The 15,774-nt window shown below is 70.2% G+C and carries 14 protein-coding genes and 1 pseudogene; 12 read left to right on the top strand and 3 right to left on the bottom strand.

The window, feature by feature from the left end:
* Positions 1 to 31 precede the first annotated feature (31 nt).
* Positions 32 to 505, bottom strand: coding sequence for a toxin-antitoxin system HicB family antitoxin (locus AX769_RS07460; RefSeq protein ID WP_066277733.1), 474 nt, complete (start codon positions 503 to 505; stop codon positions 32 to 34).
* A gap of 110 nt (positions 506 to 615) precedes the next feature.
* Here AX769_RS07460 and AX769_RS07455 point away from each other — a divergent pair, with 110 nt between their 5' ends.
* The 4 genes from AX769_RS07455 (at position 616) to AX769_RS07440 (ending at position 5,894) form a co-directional block, all read left to right on the top strand.
* Positions 616 to 1,593 carry a diacylglycerol kinase family protein gene (locus AX769_RS07455; RefSeq protein WP_204249335.1) on the top strand — a complete coding sequence of 326 codons (978 nt, stop codon included), beginning with the start codon at positions 616 to 618 and terminating at the stop codon, positions 1,591 to 1,593.
* A gap of 152 nt (positions 1,594 to 1,745) precedes the next feature.
* The gene (efeU, locus tag AX769_RS07450) at positions 1,746 to 3,365 is read left to right on the top strand and encodes an iron uptake transporter permease EfeU (protein WP_066277730.1); all 1,620 of its coding nucleotides are present in this window, start codon (positions 1,746 to 1,748) and stop codon (positions 3,363 to 3,365) included.
* Entirely contained in the window at positions 3,352 to 4,602 is a 1,251-nt protein-coding gene (efeO, locus tag AX769_RS07445) for an iron uptake system protein EfeO (RefSeq protein WP_066277728.1), read from the top strand. Before efeU ends, efeO begins: the two co-directional genes overlap by 14 nt.
* Positions 4,599 to 5,894 (top strand): Dyp-type peroxidase, encoded by a 1,296-nt coding sequence (locus tag AX769_RS07440; RefSeq protein ID WP_066277724.1) that lies wholly within the window; start codon positions 4,599 to 4,601, stop codon positions 5,892 to 5,894. Before efeO ends, AX769_RS07440 begins: the two co-directional genes overlap by 4 nt.
* A 161-nt stretch (positions 5,895 to 6,055) precedes the next feature.
* Here the strand turns inward: AX769_RS07440 and AX769_RS22955 are convergent.
* Positions 6,056 to 6,618, bottom strand: a pseudogene (locus AX769_RS22955) (YbhB/YbcL family Raf kinase inhibitor-like protein).
* Between the two features lie 50 nt (positions 6,619 to 6,668).
* Between AX769_RS22955 and AX769_RS07425 the strand changes: the two are divergent.
* Positions 6,669 to 7,109, top strand: a complete 441-nt coding sequence (locus AX769_RS07425) for a MarR family winged helix-turn-helix transcriptional regulator (protein WP_066277718.1) — start codon at positions 6,669 to 6,671, stop codon at positions 7,107 to 7,109.
* A gap of 115 nt (positions 7,110 to 7,224) precedes the next feature.
* Here AX769_RS07425 and AX769_RS07420 read toward each other — a convergent pair whose 3' ends face one another.
* Positions 7,225 to 7,965 (bottom strand): GntR family transcriptional regulator, encoded by a 741-nt coding sequence (locus tag AX769_RS07420; RefSeq protein ID WP_066277715.1) that lies wholly within the window; start codon positions 7,963 to 7,965, stop codon positions 7,225 to 7,227.
* Positions 7,966 to 8,121: 156 nt separating this feature from the next.
* Here AX769_RS07420 and AX769_RS07415 point away from each other — a divergent pair, with 156 nt between their 5' ends.
* From AX769_RS07415 to AX769_RS07385, 7 genes are all read left to right on the top strand, one after another.
* Positions 8,122 to 9,219: an MmgE/PrpD family protein gene (locus AX769_RS07415; protein ID WP_066277713.1), complete on the top strand. Its 1,098-nt coding sequence runs from the start codon at positions 8,122 to 8,124 to the stop codon at positions 9,217 to 9,219.
* Positions 9,216 to 9,518, top strand: coding sequence for an MmgE/PrpD family protein (locus AX769_RS25685; protein ID WP_082764032.1), 303 nt, complete (start codon positions 9,216 to 9,218; stop codon positions 9,516 to 9,518). Before AX769_RS07415 ends, AX769_RS25685 begins: the two co-directional genes overlap by 4 nt.
* Before the next feature lie 35 nt (positions 9,519 to 9,553).
* On the top strand, positions 9,554 to 10,909 hold the full coding sequence (locus AX769_RS07405) for an MmgE/PrpD family protein (protein ID WP_082763557.1): 1,356 nt from the start codon (positions 9,554 to 9,556) through the stop codon (positions 10,907 to 10,909).
* The gene (locus tag AX769_RS23795; RefSeq protein WP_066277706.1) at positions 10,899 to 11,834 is read left to right on the top strand and encodes a DUF6282 family protein; all 936 of its coding nucleotides are present in this window, start codon (positions 10,899 to 10,901) and stop codon (positions 11,832 to 11,834) included. The genes AX769_RS07405 and AX769_RS23795 overlap by 11 nt, the downstream gene beginning before the upstream one ends.
* Positions 11,831 to 13,231, top strand: a complete 1,401-nt coding sequence (locus tag AX769_RS23790) for an MmgE/PrpD family protein (RefSeq protein WP_066277703.1) — start codon at positions 11,831 to 11,833, stop codon at positions 13,229 to 13,231. The genes AX769_RS23795 and AX769_RS23790 overlap by 4 nt, the downstream gene beginning before the upstream one ends.
* 151 nt (positions 13,232 to 13,382) lie before the next feature.
* Positions 13,383 to 14,225, top strand: a complete 843-nt coding sequence (locus AX769_RS07390) for an Ldh family oxidoreductase (RefSeq protein ID WP_066277702.1) — start codon at positions 13,383 to 13,385, stop codon at positions 14,223 to 14,225.
* A gap of 36 nt (positions 14,226 to 14,261) precedes the next feature.
* Complete coding sequence (locus AX769_RS07385) at positions 14,262 to 15,725, top strand: MFS transporter (protein ID WP_066277700.1); 1,464 nt, start codon at positions 14,262 to 14,264, stop codon at positions 15,723 to 15,725.
* Positions 15,726 to 15,774: the final 49 nt, after the last annotated feature.

The raw sequence follows: 15,774 nt of genomic DNA, 5'->3' as shown, positions 1-15,774 counted from the left end.
TGATTCCTTTCGCTGGTGATGTACGACCTGGTCAGCGCGCCCAGCCGGCGAAGCTGTCTCCGCTGTGCGGTGACCGGGCCGCCGATTTGCGCTGCTTGGGCTGAACGGCCGCCGCGACGGCGCGGACGAGCCAGGTGTTGACCGAGACGCCGTCGGCGGTGGCCGCCTCGTCGACTCGGGCCTTGAGGGCGTCGGGCAGGCGGAGCGTGGTGCGCGAGGTGCTCGTGTCGTCGACGTCGATCACCTCGGGGTCGTCGACCTCGGCGACCGCCGTCACCACAAAGCCGGCCTCCCGCCCACGAAGGCGCAGCTCGACCCCTCCCGGGGCGATCTCGCGGGTGATCTCGTCGGCCGCGGCCGACAGCGCGTCGAGGAGGACCAGCCGCGCTGCCGAGTCGAGAGCCGCACCCAGACGCTCGACGACCTCGCGAGTGTCGGCATCGGCGAGGGCAGTCGCCTCGAGGAGGCGGCGGCGCAGGTCATCGACATAGGGGCTGAGTTCCATGACGCCATAATGACACCATTGTGGTGTCATTGCAACGACAAGTGGTGCAGTGGCACGCGAGGACGCATGAGGCGCTCCAGGGGCGGCGCGTGCCCGACTAGGCTTCTCGAGTGGCTGCAGACTCCGACTCCCGCCGGCTGGCCATCGTCGTCAACCCCGTCAAGGTCAATCTCCGGCGGTTGCGAGCAGCCGTCACCGCCGAAGAGGCACAGGCCGGGTGGGGCACCTCCGAATGGTTCGAGACCAGCGCCCACGACGACGGTCGCAGCGCTGCGCTGGCCGCAGCCGCCTCGCATCCTGATGCCATCCTCGTCGTCGGTGGCGACGGCACCCTTCGCGTCGTCGCCGAGAGCATCTACGAGACCAGGATCCCGATCGCTGTGCTTCCGGTCGGCACCGGCAACCTCTTCGCGCGCAACCTGCGGCTGCCGCTGAACGACATCACCCTCGGCGTGCGCACGGCGTTCAGCGGTCGCGACCGCCCGGTCGACATCGCCTTCGCCGAGCTGAGCCGCGACGACGGCACGTCGACGACCCACGCCTTCCTGGTGATGGCCGGTGTCGGCATCGACGCGCGGATGGCCGGGCACACGAACCCGAAGCTCAAGAAGCGAGTGGGCTGGGTGGCCTACACCGACCCGATCGCCCGCTCGGTGTTCGGCAACCGCCAGATCGATCTCTCGTACGAGATCGACGACGAACCACGGCGCACGATGCGCGCCCATTCGGTGATCGTCGGGAACTGCGGAACCCTCACCGCCGGCATCCTGCTGCTGCCCGACGCCTCGGTCGACGACGGTCTGCTCGACGCCGTGGCGATTCGCCCGAAGGGCGGCGGCGACTGGACGAAGATCGTCTACCGCCTGACCTTCAACCGGCTGTTCCACCGCACGGCGTTCGGGCGCCTGCTGTCGGTCTTCCTGCCGACCTCGCGCACGGTGCGGTATCGCCAGGGGCGACGCCTGCAGATCCATTTCGACCGGCCCGAAGAGATCCAGCTCGACGGCGACCCGTTCGGGCTCGTCAGCGCGGTCGCCCTGACACTCGAGCACAAGGCTCTCGAGTTGCGTCTGCCCGGCGCCGCCTGAGGCCCGTCCGGGCGATCCTTCGACGTCGAGCGACCCGAAAACCCGCCCCTGGCGCGATCGGCCCCCTCTGCTAAGGTAAGGCTTACCTTCCTCCGCCGGGGTCCTCGCGACCGTCAGCACCGGGGTGAGGCTCGCCACGCAGAAGAATCGTCATGATCGCAACCCTCGTCATCGGCCTGAGAGAAGGCCTCGAAGCGACGCTCATCGTGAGCATCATCGCCGCCTTCCTCAAGCGCAACCGCATCCCGGTGTGGCCGATGTGGCTCGGCGTCGGCGTTGCCGTCTTCCTCAGCATCGCGGTCGGCGTCGTCCTCGACCTCGTCGAGCGGGCTCTGCCGCAGGCGCAGCAGGAGGGCATGGAGGCGGTCATCGGCACCGTCGCCGTGATCTTCGTCACCACCATGATCGTCTGGATGCGCAAGCACGCCAAAGACCTCAAGGGCGAGCTCGAGGCCGAGGCCACGGCCGCCGCCGGTCGGGGCACCGCGTGGGCCCTGGCCGGCATGGCCTTCCTCGCCGTGCTGAAAGAGGGCTTCGAGACCTCCGTCTTCCTCCTCGCCACCTTCCAGGCCGCGTCGAACACGACCCTCGCAGCACTCGGCGCCCTCATCGGCGTCGCGGCCGCCGTCGTGATCGGCATCGGTCTCTACAGCGGCGGCGTGCGCCTGAATCTCGCGAAGTTCTTCACCGGCACCGGCATCTTCCTCGTCGTCGTGGCCGCGGGCCTCGTCGTCACGGCCCTGCGCACGGCGCACGAGGCCGGCTGGATCCTGATCGGCCAGCAGAAGACCGTCGACCTCAGCTGGCTCGTGCCGAACGGCTCGGTGCGCGGCGCCCTCCTCACGGGCGTGCTCGGCATCCAGCCCGACCCGCGGGTCATCGAGGTGCTCGGCTGGCTCTGCTACCTGGTGCCCGTGCTGCTGATCGCGGTGTGGCCGCGTGCCTGGCGGCCGTCCGTGGCTCGCGTGCCGCGAGTCCGCGCCATCCTGGCCGGCTCCCTCGCCGTCGCGGCGATCGCACTGGCGATCGGTGTGCACGCCCCGCAGGCGTCGGCGCCCCAGAGCACCAAGGTCACGGCAGGATCGACGACTGCCGAGGCCACCGCGAACGTCACGTCGTCGACGGCGAGCCTTCGCGTCAGCATGGCCAACGACAGCGGCACGGGCGGCACGACGGTCACGTTCCCCGCCTCGGCCCGCCGCTCGACGACTCACGACGGCGTCGCTGCCACGCGGTGGACGAAGACCGAGAACGTCTCGACGGCCTCGCGACCCTCGACCGTCAGCGTCGACGGTCTGGTGACCCTCTTCGGCCGCATTCCGGTGGGCATCTCGCCCGACACCCAGCCCGGCCCCTTCCAGGCGCGCTGGTCGCAGACCGCGACGACGACCCTGTGGAGCGTCGGCTCGGGCATCCTCGACACGAAGCGCACCGGCGTGACCGTGCTGACGATCTCCGGCGGCGGCCTGACGACCTCGCGCACGTACACCCTCGCTGCGGCGGGCTGGACGACGCCCGCCGCGGGCGTGCAGCACGTCGCCTCCCGCATCGCGTCGTCGGCGACCAGCACGTCCGAGCTGCGGCTCTGGAGCACCTGGCTCCCGCTCGCTCTCGGCATCGCCGCCGTCTGGCAGGCCGTCCTCGCTCTTCTCGGACGACGCCGCACCGCGCTGACGCCCGAGACCGCTTCCTCTCCCTCCACTCCCGACCCTGCCGACGCTCTCGCGGCGCAGGGCAACCCTGCAAGGAGCAACACCTATGCCGTTCGGTGACCCGCAGCACAGCCGCCGCAGCAGCCGCACCAAGTCCGTCCTCGCGATCGGCGCACTCGCCGTGAGCACGGCTCTGGCCCTCGCTGGCTGCTCCACGTCGAGCACCGCCGGCTCGGGCGACACCACGACGTCGTCGAAGGGCGTCCACAAGGTCGACGTCCAGCTCACCGGCGGCGGCAGCGACAAGTGCGCCGTGTCGACCACCTCCGTGCCGGCCGGCCCGGTCACCTTCTCGGTGACCAACAAGTCGTCGACCGGCATCACCGAGGTCGAGCTGCTGCAGGACCAGCGCATCCTCGGCGAGAAAGAGAACCTCGCGCCCGGCCTCGGCACCGAGACATTCACGGTCACGCTCGGCGGCGGCAAATACCAGGTGTACTGCCCCGGCGCCACGAAAGAACTCACCGATCTGACCGTCACCGGCAAGGCGAGCAAGGCGTCGAACAGCTCGGCCGCCACCCTCCTCGCCCAGGGCGCGAAGCAGTACGCGACCTACGTCGACGCGCAGGTCACCACGATGGTCGCCACCACCAAGGCACTTCAGGTCGCGGTCGACGCGGGCGATCTCGCCGGCGCGAAGACGGCCTACGCCGAGGCGCGTCCCTATTACGAGCGCGTCGAGAGCGACGTCGACGGCTTCGTGAAGCCCGGCTTCAAGGCCACCGACAACGCCGGCAACCTCGACTACCTGATCGACATGCGTGCGTCGAACCTCGACCCGAAGGTCGGCTGGCACGGCTACCACGCCGTCGAGCGCGACCTCTTCCAGGGCGGAGCCATCACGGCCTCGACCAAGACCTTGGCCGCCGAGCTCACCTCGAACGTCGAAGAGCTGCAGAGGCTGGTGCCGACCCTGAGCTACAAGCCCGAAGACCTCGCCAACGGTGCCGCCAGCCTCCTCGAAGAAGTGCAGACCGAGAAGGTCACCGGCGAAGAGGAGGCCTTCAGCCACATCGACCTCGTCGATCTCGCCGCCAACGTCGAGGGTGCCGAAGAGGCGTTCGCCTACCTGCGACCGGGCCTGCAGAAGCTCGACCCGTCGATCACCAAGACGATCGCCGCGCAGTTCACCGCGACCGACAATCTGATGAACAAGTACCGTGACAAGAACGCCCTCGGCGGCTACATCAGCTACGACGCCGCGACCAAGACGGCCGACGCCAACACGATCTCGCAGCAGGTCCAGGCGCTGCAGGACCCGTTGTCGCAGCTGGCCGCGAAGGTCGCCACGGCGTGACCGACGAGCGTCACCTGGGCGACGCCGACTCCACCGAGTCGTCGCCCGGCGTCTCCCGCCGCGCCCTGTTCGGCGGCGGCCTGGCCGCGGCCGGGGCGGGCGTCGGGGCCCTCGCCGGCATCGGCGGGTCGCTCGCGGCCCAGGCCGCGTCCGCGCCCCCGGCCGACGAATCGATCGACCTCTCGAACAGCCACCCGTTCTACGCGACGGCGGCGCGCCAGCCGCAGGGCGGCATCGAGACCGAGCCGCAGCGATACTGCGTCTTCATGGCCTTCGACATGGCCTCGACGCTGACCACCGATCTCCAGGTGCTGCTCGCGCGCTGGTCGGCGTCGATCTCGCAGCTGCAGAGCGGCAAGACCATCGGCACGGTGCAGCCGGCTAAGGGCGCCGGCGTCGGCGTCGACACGGGCGAGGCCCTCGACCTCGGCCCCGCCTCACTCACCGTCACTCTCGGCCTCGGCCCGGGGCTCTTCGACGAGCGCTTCGGCCTCGCGTCGAAGAAGCCGGCTCACCTCGCGCAGATCCCGGCGCTCCCCAGCGACGACCTGGCCGCGGGCACGACCGGAGGCGACCTGTCGCTGACGGCGTGCGCCGACGACCCGCAGGTGGCATACCACGCGATCCGCGACCTGGCCCGGATGGCGCGGGGTACAGCGACCGTGCGCTGGACGACTCTCGGCTTCGGCCGTGCCTCGGCCGGCAAGAATCAGGCGACGCCTCGCAACCTGATGGGCTTCAAAGACGGCACCCGCAACATCACGACGGCGTCCGACTTCGAGAAGTTCGTCTGGCTCGACAAGAGCGCCGGTTGGATGGCCGGGGGCGCCTACCAGGTGGTGCGCAAGATCCAGATCAACATCGAGATCTGGGACGCCGACGTGATCAGCGACCAGCAGCGCGTGTTCGGCCGCACGAAGGTCGACGGTGCCCCTCTCTCGGGCGGCACCGAGTTCACGACGCCGAACTTCCACGCGAAGGGGACGGACGGCACGACGAAGATCGACCCGCGCGCCCACATCGCCCTGGCCGCCCACGAGAACAACGGCGGCGTGAAGATCCACCGCCGCCCCTACAACTACACCGACGGCCTCAACCAGTACGGGCAGCTCGACGCAGGGCTCCTCTTCACCGCCTACATGAACGACCCCGAGCACTTCACGCGCATCCAGACGAAGCTCGGCTCGTCCGACCGCCTCAACGAGTACGTCTCGCACATCGGGTCGGCCGTGTTCGCCGTGCCCCCGGCGCCGCGCTCGGGAGAGTACGTGGGCGAGGCCCTGTTCGGGTGAACCCGGAGGCCGCTCGGCGGGGTCACCCCGCAGCGGGCCGAAGCTCGGCCGGTGGCGGCGGCAGGGGCGTCATGATCCTGCCGCCCCGGCTCCGTCGACCGCGCAATGGAATCGTAAAGGGCACGAAAATGCGCGGGTAGAAGCGCTTGACAGACTTCGCGTCAGCGGATCTCGTAGGTGCCGTCGAGGCGCGCGCGGGCGACGAGGTGGCCGGGGAGGGCTGCCACGACGTCGCCCCGAGTGAAGGCATCGGGCAGGGTGAGCGGGGCGTCGACGGCGAAGAGCTGGAAGACGTAGGAGTGCGGACCGTGCGACGGCACCGGCATCGGGCCGGCGTAGCCGCGGCGACCCATCGCTCCCTTGCCGTGACGAAGGCCGTCGATCGGGCTGGGGTGAGCCAGCGCGTTCTCGGGCAGGCCCCCAGCGCGGGGTCGATGCCGACCGTCAGCGCGTGGTTCGCCGCTTTGCCGAACGGGACGTCGGGATCCTGCACCACCAGCACGAGCTCGACCGTGCCGGCCGGCGGCGGCGTCCAGGCGAGAGCCGGCGAGATGTTCGGCCCCCGGAGGTGCCCGCGGTGCTGCGCGGGGATCGGGGTGCCGTGCTCGAAGGCGGGGCTCGTCAGCTCGAAGGTCTCGGGCGCTTCGAGGTCGCGGCGGGCCCAGGCGAGGGTGTGGTGGCCGGCGCGGCGGCCTCGCAGCAGGACTCCGAGAGGATTCGGCATGGCATTCCTTGAGGTAGACGAAAGAGATCGTTTAGGTATACTAAACAATCGTGGACGATGACGCAACGGCTCCGACAGCCGCCGAGCTGGGGGCGCAGATCCGCCTCACGGTCGGGCAGCTTCAGCGCCGCTTCCGCAGCGAGCGACCGGACGGCGACCTCGGCGACGCCACCCTCGAGGTGCTCACCCGCCTCTTCAAAGACGGGCCGCGGTCGCTCACGGCGCTGAGCGACCACTTCCGGGTGTCGCCTGCGAGCATGAGCCAGACCGTCAACCGGCTGACCACAGGCGGGTACGCAGTCCGCGCGCCGGATCCCGACGACCGTCGGCGGGTGCTGTTCAGCACGACGCCAGCCGGCGACCGACTGGCGGGCGCCGCCCGGGCCCAGCGCAACGCGTGGCTCGACGAACAGCTGGCGGCGCTCGGGCCCGACGACCGCTCTGTGCTCGAGCGCGCTGCGGCCCTGCTCGGCCGGATGGCGGCATCCTGACGGGCACATCCTGAACGTCGGTGCTCGACCCACCGGCTTGCCGAGTAGCTGCAGAACCCCGGCAATCGGCAGAGAATCCAGCCCGCGGAGTGGATGACGTGCCGGCTGTCGGAGTTCAGGCGGTGGCGGACTCGATGTGGCGGATGATCGCCTGCGTGCTGTTCTCGAGGTGCAACTCCATCGCCGCACTGGCAGCGGAGCCGTCGCCGGCACGGATGGCGTCGAAGATCGCGGCATGCTCGGCCCACGCGGTCGGCGCCCACGCAGCCTCACGGCCGGTCCGGGCCCGGGCCAGCCGGAACTGCGTCGCGACCTCGTCGGCGACCGTCTCGAGTCGGGGGTTGTGCGACGCCTGAATCACGACGTGGTGGAAGTCGAGGCCCGGCGGGTAGCTCGAGCCGGTCTGCATCGCTTCGTCGCCGCTTTCGAGCATCTCTTCGAGCGTGCCGGTCTCGATGGCCGAGTCGGCCCGGTGCAGCACCTTCTCGATGGCCGCCAGCTGCTCGTCGGTGGCGCGGGCGGCAGCGAGTCGCGCTGCGCGGGCCTCCAGCGCGATCCGCACCTCACCCAGGTCGCGCACGGACTCGGCGTCGAAGTCCGTCACGAAGGCGCCGCGCCCGGCGACGAATCGCACGAGCCCCTGGCCGGCGAGCGCCTGGAGGGCCTCACGGATCGGCGAGCGGCTGATCTTCAGCTGCTCGGAGATCGCGAGCTCGTTGAGGCGCTCCCCCGGCCCGAAACCTCCCGACAGGATCATCTCGCGCAGCAGGCCGACCGCCGTCGTCGCGTAGTTGGTCGTCTGGAAGGCGTCGGGCACGAGCACCTTCTTCGCCCCGGGCTGCGCTGACTCTTTCATGAGGCGATCAGACTACAGGATTCCTGTCGACAGCCGTCAATCACTCTGGCGCAAACGACGGAAAGGGTCTAGACATGCTCTCAGCGACCCGAGATTGCCGATTGACGTCTGTCGACAGCCATCACTATTCTGGCCGCACCGGACGAAGGAGTATCGATGAGCACAAGTGTCTCGACGACACCGACCGGATCGCTGGCCGCCCCGGGCACGACCGAGCACCTTCTCGACGAGCTCGCCCAGCTCGAGACCCGCATCGACGACGACGCCCTCGAGGCCGCCCGGGTGCTGGCCGAGGACTTCCTCGGCGTGGCGGTGGCCGGGTCGCAGAACGCCGAGGGCCGAATCGTCCACGAGTACGCGGTCGCCATGGGAGCCCCCGGCCAGAGCGGTGTCCCCGGCCGTCGCGGCACGTTCGACGCCGGCACCGCCGCCCTCGTCACAGGAACCAGCGGCTACAGCATCGGCCTCACCGACACCCACGCGATGTCGATCACCCACCCCGGCGCCTCGATCGTCTCGGCTGCCCTCGCCGTCGCGCAGGCGACCGGAGCCTCCGGCGACGCGTTCCTCCGCGCCGTCGTACTCGGCTGCGAGGCGGTCGTCCGGATCGGTGCCGTCGTCAACCCGAGCCACCGGGCGCGCGGCTTCCACCCGACCGCCACCTGCAACGTCTTCGGGGTCGTGATCGCGGCCGGCCACCTGAGGGGTCTCGATCGCGAGCAGCTCGCCGACGCCCTCGGCATCGCCGGCAGCATGTCGGGCGGCCTCTACGAGTTCCGGCACGAGGGCTCGATGCTGATGGCCTTCCACGGCGGCTGGCCCGCCCGCAGCGGTATCACGGCCGTCGAGCTCGCAAGCCGCGGCTTCACCGGGCCGCACACCGTGCTCGAAGGCCCGGAGGGGTTCTTCCGCGGATTCTCGGACGACATCCACCCCGAGCTGCTCGCCGTGAACCTCGATCGCCCCGGCATCCTCGAGATCGGTCTGCGCCCCTACAACGCCTGCCGCTACGGGCACGCCGGGATCGACGCCTTCAGGATCATCACGGATCGTCACGGTGCGATCTCGCCCGACGACATCGCATCGCTCGTCGTGTTCACCCACAAGACCGCCGTCGACCAGGAGACCGAGCCGACCAGCGTGGTGGGTGCCCGCCTCAGCACCAAGTTCACCGTCGCCTACGCCGTCGCCCACGGGCCGAAGGTCAGCGAGGTGACCCCGACGACCTCGTCGACCCGGTCGTCGCCGCGCTGATCGCCCGCACCGAGGTCGTCGAGGACCCCGCGCTCACGGCGAGCTTCCCCGAGAAGTGGGCCTGCCGCGTCGAGGTGACCCTCACGGACGGCACCGTCCTGACCGAGCAGGTCGACACCCCGAAGGGCGAGCCGGCCAACCCGATGTCACCGGCCGAGATCGGCGAGAAGTTCCGCCGCCTCACCACGCCCGTCCTCGGCTCGGCGGGGGCATTGCTGCTCGAAGAGGAGTTCCTCTCGCTTCGCGGCGCCGCGGATCTGACCCGACTCGGCCGCGCCCTCGCCGGAGCCCTCGTGTGACCGCACCGACCATCTCCACCCCGAAAGGACCCCTCATGCCCGCTGCCACCCAGCTCGCCCAGCACTTCGCGACCGTCTCGTCGTCTTCGTTGCCCGCGCCCCAGATGAACGAGATGCGCCGCCTGCTGCTCGACTACCTCGGCGTCGCCCTGTCGGGAAGCCAGTCGGAGTCGGGCGAGATCGCCGCGAAGGTGATGACGAGTCTCGGCGGCGTGCCACAGGCGACCGTGCTCGGCCACGGCGCGAAGATCCCCGCCGTGCACGCCGCCTTCGCGAACGCGGTCTCCGAGCACTCCATCGAGATGGACGACGTCGACGTGCTGGCCCTCTTCCACCACGGGCCGCCCATCGTCTCGGCCGCCCTCGCCGTCGCCGAGTGGCAGGGCAGCACCGGCCTCGACCTGCTGGGCGCCATGCTGTGCGGCTGCGAGATCATGAACCGCGTCAGCCGCGCGACGAACCCGGCCCTCCGCAACCGTGCCTTCCACACGACGCCGACGGCCGGCGTCTTCGGCGCGACGGTCGCGGCCGGTCGACTGCTCGGCCTCACCCCCGAGCAGCTCACGAGCGCGCTCGGCCTCGCCGGGGCCCAGGCCTCCGGCCTCATGGAGATGTACGGGCCGTCGATGCAGAAGCGCGTCAACCCGGGCCCCACCGCGCGCAACGGCATCACCGCCGCGATGCTCGCGAAAGAGGGCTTCACCGGCGCCGACACGATCTTCGAAGGCGAGCGCGGCTTCGGCTTCGCGTTCGCCGGCGGCATCGACGTCGACATCCTGCTCGAGGGCCTCGGCACCGACGTCCCGGTCGCGGTCGAGTACAAGGCGTACTCGGCGGCTCGCCCCATCCACAACTCGATCGACGCGGCCCTGCAGCTCCGGGCCGAGGGAGTCCGCGGCGACGACGTCGAGAGCATCGTCGTCTACCGCCACCCCGACTGGGCCGACTACCACCTCAATCGCTCGCCCCAGACCTTCCACGAGGCACAGGTCAGCCTGCCGTACGCCACCGCCGTGGCACTGGTCGAGGGCGCCGCCCTGCCCGCGCAGTTCGGCGACGACATCATCAACCGCCCCGACCTGGTCGCCCTCACGCAGCGCATCTCGGTCGAGACCGACCCGACGCTGCCGAAGGGCGTCTCGTGCCGCCTCGAGCTGACGACGAAAAACGGCAGCCACCTCACGGCCCAGGTCGACGACGCCAAGGGGTCGCTCGGCAACCCGATGACCGACCAGGATCTCGAGGCCAAGTTCACCCGCCTCGCCGGCCCGGTCGTCCCCGAGGGCAAGACGGCCGAGATCATCCAGGCCGTCACGGGCGTCCGCGATCTCTCCGGCGTCGGCGCCCTGATCGAGCTCTGCGCAGCCAAGGAGCACGCCCATGCAGCGTGAGGACCGCCTCCTCGAAGGCGCCTTCGACACCCACGCCCACGGCCATCCCGAGTTCACGCTCGGCATGGGCCCGCGCGTCGACAACATCGAGTGGGCGAAGCTGGCGTCAGCCGCAGGGATGCGGGGGTTCATCGTCAAGTCGCACGTCTTCCCCACGACGAACGTGGCGAACATGCTTCGCATCCTGCAGCCGGATCTCGACATCTTCGGCGGCATCACCCTCAACCCGCCGGTCGGTGGCCTGAGCCCACTCTCGGTCGAACTGGCCGCGCAGACCGGTGGCCGCATCGTCTGGATGCCGACCTGGTCGGCCCTGCAGAGCCCGCCGAAGCCGAGCATCTTCCGCGAGCGCATGAAGCCGTGGATCACGACCCTCGAGACCGACCCCGACTCGGTGCCGGATCTCGGCATCCTGGGCACCGACGGCGGCCTGCTGCCCGAGGTGGTGCGCATCATCGAGCTCTGCAAGCAGTACGACACGGTGCTCGCGACCGGGCATCTGCCCATCGAGGCGAGCCTGATCCTCGCCGAAGAGACCGAGGCGCAGAAGGTGCGCCTGCTGCTCACACACCCGCTGAGCGGCTCGGTCGGCGCCAGCACCGAGCAGCAGCGCACGATCGTCGCGCACGGCGGCACCATCGAGCACGTCTTCATCGGCAGTATGCCCATGCACCAGCGGATGGACCCGCAGCGCATCGTCGACGCCGTCGAGGCGGTCGGGGCCGAGCACTGCGTGATGGGCAGCGACGCGATCGAGGCCTGGAACCCGCCGGCCCCCGAGGTGCTGCGGATGTTCATCGGCACGATGCTCGCGATCGGCGTCTCGGAGGGCGCGGTGCACGCCATGACCCACGAGAACCCCGAGAGGCTGTTCCGGCTCGACGCCCGGCCGATCTCTCCGTCGACACAGGAGGCAGCACAGTGACCACCACAATCGATCGCACCGAGACGTCGACCGAGGTCCTCGGCGACTACGTCGCGAACACGAGCCCGACAGACATCCCCGACGGGGTGCTGCGGCACGCCGTCGTCTGTCTTCTCGACACGGCAGGATGCGGGCTCTACGGCTCGACCCTCCCCCAGGCCTCGATCGTGCGCGACATGCTCGTGACCGGCGGGTCGTCGGGCGACGCTGTCGCGTGGGGCGGCGGGCCCCGGCTCAGCGCCCCCGATGCGGCTCTCGTCAACGGCACGGCCGTTCACGCCTTCGAGCTCGACGACCTGCACCCGCGGTCGATCGTGCACCCCGGGTCGGTCGTGACGAGCGCGGCTCTCGCGGCTGCGGCCCTCCGCCCCGAGACGACCGGGCGCGAGCTCCTGACCGCCACAATCCTCGGCTACGAGGTCGCAGCACGGGTCGGTTCGACGATGGGTGCGGCGCACCTCCTGGCAGGATGGCACCCGACCGGCACGCACGGCACCCTCGGCGCCGCCGCCGCAGCCGCGAAGATCCTGGGGCTCGATGCGGGTCAGGTGGCCAATGCGCTCGGGACAGCAGGATCGCAGTCGGCCGGCCTCATGGCCGCGCAGTACGAGTCGATGGTCAAGCGCTTCCACGCCGGGCGTGCCGCGCAGAGCGGTGTCTACGCGGCGCTTCTCGCATCGCGGGGCTACATCGGCATCCGCGACCTGTTCGAGGCGGAGTACGGCGGCTACCTCGGCACCTTCTCGCCACGGGTCGACGCCTCCTGGCTGACGCGCGGCCTCGGCTCGACGTGGGAGACCCTCGCCGTCGGCTTCAAGCCGTACTCGACCAACGGCAGCTGCCACCCGTCCATCGACATCCTCCGGTCGCTCTACGCCGAGGAGGGGGTGCGCCGCGACGACGTCGCCTCCGTCGAGATCACCGTCTCGACCGCCACCGTCAAGCACGTCGGCTGGCCGTACGTGCCCGACACCGTCACCACGGCGCAGATGAACCTGCCCTACATCACGGCTGTCGTGCTGACCGACGGCGAGGCCTTCGTCGACCAGTTCACCCCGGAGAGGATCGAGGACGCGACGCTCGTCGAGTTCGCCTCCCGCGTGCACGTGATCGCCGACCCCGAGATCGACGCCCGCGGCGACGGCGCCCGACACGAGACCCGCCTCACCGTCACCCTGAACGACGGTCGCACCTTCGGCGCCTCCCGCGACCATGCGCACGGCAGCTCGCACGACCCGATGTCGGAGGACGAGGTGCGCACGAAATTCCGGCGCCTCGCCGCCACGACGCTGTCGCAGCCGCATGTCGGAGAGCTCGAGCGCACCGTCGACGGCCTCGCGGATGCGCCTGATCTCGCGGGCCTCACGGGGCTCCTCGGACGGGATGACCGCGCATGACCGAGATGCTCATCGCCGACGCGCGGCAGCTCGCCATCGACGTGCTGCTGCGCCACGGGCTCAGCGACGACGACGCGGCCATCGTGGCCGATCACCTCGTCGACGCCCAACTCACCGGCTACACGTTCGCGGGTCTCCCCGACTGCTCGTCGTGCTCGACCGCCTGCGCCGCCAGCGCGACGTGCCGCTCGAGCCGATCGAGATCGAGCGTGAGACACCGATCTCGGCGACCATCGCCGGGCACGGCCACCTCGGCTACGTCGTCTGCCGCCGAGCGATCGACATCGCCATCGAGAAGGCGGAGGTGACGGGGCTCGCGGTCGTCGCCGCCAACGACTCCTACTACAGCGGTCGCAGCGGCTACTACACCGAGCTCGCGGCCCGCCGCGGCCTCGTCGCGATCCACGCCTCGAGTGCCTTCCCCATGGTGGCTCCGACCGGCGGCATCGCGCCGTTGCTCGGCAGCAACCCGATCACGATGGCGTTTCCGACCACCGAAGACCCCCTCGTGATCGACCTGAGCACGGCCGCCTCGACCTGGGGGGCGCTGCAGCTGGCTCAGCGGGTCGGCGAGACGCTGCCCGAGGGGGTGGCGATCGACGCCGAAGGCAAGCCGACGACCGACCCGACCGAGGCCCTGCTCGGCGCGATCCTGCCGTCCGGTGGCCACAAAGGCTACGCGATAGCGGTGGCCGTGCAGGCCCTCGCCGTCCTCGCCGGCGGCGACGCCGTGCCCGAGCCCTTCGGCAACTTCGGGTTCTTCTTCGTCGTCATGAAGCGAGACCTGTTCGTCTCGGCCGAGAAGTACGACGACCACATCCACACCCTCGTCGACGCCATCCGCACGTCGACCCCGGCGCCCGGCGGAGAACCCGTGCGGGTTCCCGGCGAAGGGGCGGCACGACGCCGCGCCGAGGCCCTCCGACGCGGAACGGTCGTCGTGCCCGACCGCGTGCACCGCGACCTGCTCGACCTCCTCCAGACCGTTCGCTGAACACCTCACCCACCCGTACACCCCGAAAGGAAGACCATGGACAGTCCCAACGTCGCGACCCTGGTGATGCCGAAGGACAATGCGCGCTTGACCGGCCACTACGCGAGCTTCGCTGCGGCCATCGCCGGATCGCAACTCTTCGAGTACTTCGACTTCTACACGATCGGCTTCGTCGTCGCGCTGATCAGCGTGCCCTGGCACCTCACGTTCGGCGAGGTGGCCACGATCCTGCTGGCCACCGGTGTCGGCACCATCGTCGGCTCGCTCCTCTGGGGCTGGATCGGCGACCGCTTCGGTCGGCGCGCGGCACTCATGTCGGCGATCCTGTGCTTCGCTCTGGCGACGGGCATCTCGGCGCTGACACCGGTCGGCTGGTGGCTGCTGCTGTCGGTCTTCCGCTTCTTCGTCGGGATGGGCACCGGCGGCACGAACGCCGCCGGCCCGCCCCTCTTGATCGAGTCGACCCCGGCGAAGTACCGCACGATCATGGGCGGGATCGGCACCGTGTCGCTCGTGCCGATCGGCGGTCTCGTGACGAGCGTCATCGTCGCGAGCCTCGGCCCGGTGCTCGGATTCCGCGGGCTCCTTCTCATCGGCCTGATCCCCGTTCTCGCCGCGGTCTGGGTGTTCTTCGTCGTGCCCGAATCGCCGCGCTGGCTCGCCAGCCGGGGCCGCACCGAGGAGGCGCGGAAGAACGCCGACCACCTGTTCGGCCCCGGCAACTGGACCGAGGTGCCAGCCACCGACGCCGTGCAGCGCAAGGAGTCGTACGGCACCATGCGCCGCTTCCCCCGCCAGATGGCGACCGTCATGCTGCTCTGGCTGCTCGTCGACATCGTCTTCTCGGGCGTCGGCCTCTGGGGCCCGACGATCGTCAGCGAAGTCCTCAAGGTGACGCCGCAGCACGCGGCCGGCCTGTTCATCATCGTGACTCTCGCCGGCTTCCTCGGCCGGCTCACGGTGCCGCTGATCGCGAACCGCTTCGGGCGCAAGACCGCCGGTGTGATCACGGGGCTCGCCGGTGGCATCCTGCTGTGCCTCGCGGGCTTCTTCCACGTGTCGGAGTTCGGCACCGTCTCGGCGTTCTTCGTCTTCCTGGTCTGCGGCTACATCTTCGCCGACGGCTCGTTCACGAACATCGTGCCGCTCAGTGGCGAGATGTGGCCCGCATCGCTGCGGGTCCACGGCCAGGGCCTCGGCAACGCGATGGGCGGCGTCGGCAAGATCATCGGCCCGCTGGCGCTGGCGATCTTCGCGAACAGCAGCAACCTCGTCTCGCCTGCCGCCACCACGAGCGCGGTCAAACCGTCGTTCCTGTTCTTCGGGATCGTGATCCTGCTGACCGCCGTGGTGTTCGCGTTCATCGCGCCGGAGACGAACAAGAAGACGCTCGAGGTGCTGAACGGCGAGGCGGCCCCCGAGGCTCTCGCGGCCGACGGCAGCCTGTTCGGCGGCGACCCTGTCGATGCGCCGACGGCACCGAAGGCGACCACGCGCTGAACGCCGAGAATCGGCGAGAATCGGCGGTGGCGGTGACCCGAGGGTCATC

This window comes from Frondihabitans sp. PAMC 28766 (assembly GCF_001577365.1).
GTDB lineage: Bacteria > Actinomycetota > Actinomycetes > Actinomycetales > Microbacteriaceae > Frondihabitans.
Note: the sequence above shows the minus strand (reverse complement) of the source record. Positions and strands in the feature narration are given on the sequence as shown.

Bases quoted from the DNA above. Each gene is read 5' to 3' on its own strand.
- AX769_RS07460 (WP_066277733.1), bottom strand. From the start codon at position 505: ATGGAACTCAGCCCCTATGTCGATGACCTGCGCCGCCGCCTCCTCGAG.
- efeU (WP_066277730.1), top strand. From the start codon at position 1,746: ATGATCGCAACCCTCGTCATCGGCCTGAGAGAAGGCCTCGAAGCGACG.
- efeO (WP_066277728.1), top strand. From the start codon at position 3,352: ATGCCGTTCGGTGACCCGCAGCACAGCCGCCGCAGCAGCCGCACCAAG.
- AX769_RS07420 (WP_066277715.1), bottom strand. From the start codon at position 7,965: ATGAAAGAGTCAGCGCAGCCCGGGGCGAAGAAGGTGCTCGTGCCCGAC.
- AX769_RS07415 (WP_066277713.1), top strand. From the start codon at position 8,122: ATGAGCACAAGTGTCTCGACGACACCGACCGGATCGCTGGCCGCCCCG.
- AX769_RS07405 (WP_082763557.1), top strand. From the start codon at position 9,554: ATGCCCGCTGCCACCCAGCTCGCCCAGCACTTCGCGACCGTCTCGTCG.
- AX769_RS23795 (WP_066277706.1), top strand. From the start codon at position 10,899: ATGCAGCGTGAGGACCGCCTCCTCGAAGGCGCCTTCGACACCCACGCC.
- AX769_RS07385 (WP_066277700.1), top strand. From the start codon at position 14,262: ATGGACAGTCCCAACGTCGCGACCCTGGTGATGCCGAAGGACAATGCG.